We start from the raw sequence: 3,407 nt of genomic DNA on the forward strand, positions 1-3,407 counted from the left end.
CCCCACCCCTCCCCCTTCCCCTGTCCCTGTCCCTGTCCCTGTCCGTTGCCGTTCGGCGGCGGCCGGGCCGGATTCCGCCGCCTAATCGGACGGTTCAGCCGGTCCGGCGTCGGCGATCGGTGCCGCCGATGCCGCCGCGGCCCGGTGCAGGCAGTCCGGCGCCAGCAGACAGCCGCAGCGGATCGCCTCGGCACTGCTCACCGTGCCGCCGGGAGCGCGCAGTTCGAGGCCGGTGTCGTCGTCGACGGCGATGCGAACGGTGTCGCCGTCGCGCACTGCGGGCCGGCCGGCGAGCTTGGCGACGGCCGCGTCCAGCCGCTTGCGCAGCCGCGGCGACAAGGCCGCGACCAGCTCGGCGGTCACGGACGGGGCGACCGGAGGAAGGTCCGTGTTCATGCGATCTTCTCCCCTACCCAGCGGGCGAGTTCGAGCGGGCTGAGGGCGGCGACGGGCATCCCCGCGGCCACGAGCTGTCCCGCGACACCGGTGGAGTACCGGGGGCGGCCCGCGTCGTCGAGGCTCGCGCAGCCCAGGACGTGGCATCCCGCCCCGATCAGTGCGCGCACCTCGGCGAGCAGCCCGCCGAGCGGATAGCCCTCCTCGAAGTCGCTGACGACCACGACGAGGGTGCGGGACGGCACGGTGACCAGCTCGCGGGCGTGCCGGAGCCCCGCGGCGATGTGCGTGCCGCCGCCGACGCTGACCTCGAGCAGCAGCGACAGCGGGTCCTCGACGTGGTCGGTGAGGTCGATGACCTTCGTGGAGAAGGCCAGGAAGTGCGTCGACAGGGTCGGCACCCCGGCCAGCACCGAGGCCGTGAGGGCCGCCCAGATCGTGGACGCCTCCATGGATCCCGACACGTCGGTGACGAGGACGAGCCGCCAGTCGGCGGCGCGGCGGGCGCGGGTACGGAAGACGGGACGCTCGGGGACGACCTGGACCGTGCCGTCCGGACCGCGCCGGGCGTTCGCCAGATTGGCCCGCAGCGTGCGGGGCAGGTCGAGGCCGCCGCCCGGCCGCCGGCTGGGCCGCGGCAGGGACGTGCCGTGCAGCGCGGGGCGCAGCCGCGTGGCCAGCTCCCGGGTGAGCGCCTCGACCAGGCGTCTCACGAGGGGACGGAGTGCCGCCAGCCGGGCCTCGGGCAGTCCGCCCGCGTGCCGGAGCACACTGCGCAGCAGATCGACGGAGGGCCGCACGGTGTCCGGGTCCAGCTCGGCGAGCACATCGCGGCGGCCCGCGGCGGCGGCCGCCGCCAGCACCTCCTCCCGGATGCCCGGCCCGAACAGGGCCGCCAGTTCCTCGGACCACTCGCGCACACCCGGGTAGGGCGCCTCCCGGCCACCTCCTCGGCCCCGGCCGAGGAGATCGCCCCTGCTGCCCTCGCCGCGTCCGCTGCCGTACAGCTCGTCCAGCGCGGTGGCCAACGGCGATGCAGACTGCGGAAGTTGGTCGGTACGGCGGCCGAGGAGCAGCCGCCAGCGGTCGGCGGGGGCGAGCCGGTGCGCCTCGCCGGGGGTGCCGGCCGTCGCCCCTCGCGGGTGGGCCGGTCCGGTGGCGGGCTCCGGCTCTTCACGGTCCCGCGCTGCCGGCAGGAGTCCGAGTCCGCCGAGGGCCTCGCGTGCCGCGAGGTCCGCGCGGGTCCAGCAGGCGAGGGCGGCCGGGTCGACGCCGGCGGTGTCGGCCAGATGACTGGTGTCGAGGCGCTCCTCGACGACCGAGAGGAGGCGGTCGCGGGCGGCGGGGCTGAGCGTGTCGAAGCCTCCCCGGAGCGCGGGCAGCCGGTCGAGGAACTCCTGGTCGGGCAGCTCCGAGACGCGGTTGAGCAGGGGCTCGAGCGCGGGCGCAGCGGACTCCAGGAGCGGGCCCGCCGCGGTCAGCAGTCCCGTGAGCCGGGCGGTGAGGGCCGAACGCGCGTCGGGGCCGGCGGCAGAGTCGACCCAGGAGGCGACCCGGTCGCCGAGGACCCGGGGGTCCTCCTGCCCGAGCAGCACGCGTACGGCCCCCGCGGCGCCGCGCATCAGCGGGGAACCGCCGGCGGCCAGCCGGGCGAGGGCGTCGGTGAGCCGAATTCCGCCCAGGAGGTCCGCGCGGTGGGCGAGTTCGAGCAGGGCATGGGCGTCGGCGGGTTCCTCGGAACCGGCGAGTCCGTCCACCTGGCGCACCGCGGCGGAGGTGAGCAGCTCGGCCACGGCGGCCACCCGGGCCGTACGCTCCTCGTCGGCTTCGAGTCCGGCGATGTGACCGGCCCGCAACCGGTCCAGCAGGGCGAGACCGGCGAGGAGTTCGGGCAGTGTGCCGGAGTGCGGCAGTACGTCGGCCGTGTCCGCCAGCCGTTCGTCCGCGAGCACCGGCAGACCGCACTCCGCCGCCCGCTCCAGCCCGTGCAGGGCCTGGGCCGCGGTGGGCCCGCCCTCGTCCTGCTCCGCCCGCCTCCGCTCGCGCAGCACGCCCTCGGCGGCCTGGGCGGGCGTGACGCCACGGACACCGGCCGTGGACAGCATGGCCGCGGTGGCGGGGGTCCAGCGCACCTCCCAGCGCGAGGTGAGCGCCTCGGCGCCGCCCGCCCCGACGACCTCCTTGGGTTCGCCGTACGGCACCCCGCACACCGTCAGGCGGCGCAGCAGGAGTTCACGTCGGCGGTCCAGGCCGGAACGGAGCGGGTCCAGGCGCAGGTCCCGGGCCGTACCCGGGCCGCTGTCGCCCGGTCCGGGCAGTCCCAGCGCCGCCGACTCGGCCTCCACGGCGGGGGCGAGACCGCAGCACGGCGCGCCCGGCGCGGGGCGGCCGCCGCGGGTGCCGACGAGCGCCTTCTCCATCGCCCGCGCGACGGCCCGTCCGCGGCCGTACGGCTCGCCCTGCGCGAGCACCGTCTGCACCGCCTCGACCAGCTCGCCCCGGCCGGCCGCGGGCAGTCCGCGCAGCCGGGCGAGGTCCCCGGCCAGCCGGACGATCTCGCGCGCGTCCGCCGGTCCCGACGGATGGCCGAGGGCGCGCAGTTCCGCGCACACCCGTACGGCAGCCGACGTCAGCGCCTCCTCCAGCGCCCCCGGATCGCCCCCCGCGCCGAGCACCAGGTGCTGCCACTCCGGGTCGCGGATGCCGGCCGGATAGCCGGAGCGCTCGTCCAGGAGCGCGTACGTGTAGGGGATGAGGGAGGTCGTCCAGCCGAGGCGGTCGGCGGGGACCGGACCGTCCGGTGCCGCCTCGGACGCGTCCGGCCCCGCGCCGGTGTGCGCGGACGTCAACGCCGGGGCGTGGAAGGCACCCACGAGGACCGCGGCCCGTTCGCCGTTCGCGGTGGCGGCGGCCAGACAGGCGCGCATCCGGCTCTCGCGCCGCAGGACCAGCTCGGGCACGCCCCCCGACGCGGCCGCGTCCTCGCGCAGCGCCCACCCCGTCAGCAGCGC

At 77.3% G+C, this 3,407-nt stretch carries 1 protein-coding gene and 1 pseudogene; both read right to left on the bottom strand.

The window, feature by feature from the left end; translation table 11 throughout:
* Positions 1-87: 87 nt before the first annotated feature.
* A pseudogene (locus ACFW2E_RS43765) lies at positions 88-396 on the bottom strand (hypothetical protein); the annotation flags it as partial.
* Positions 393-3,407, bottom strand: a 3,015-nt coding sequence (locus tag ACFW2E_RS43770) for a DUF5682 family protein (protein ID WP_384476834.1), incomplete at its 5' end; no start/stop codon positions are given. The pseudogene ACFW2E_RS43765 and the gene ACFW2E_RS43770, both read right to left, overlap by 4 nt.

The sequence above is a fragment of the Streptomyces sp. NPDC058964 genome (assembly GCF_042741275.1).
In the GTDB taxonomy this organism is placed as follows: Bacteria; Actinomycetota; Actinomycetes; order Streptomycetales; family Streptomycetaceae; genus Streptomyces.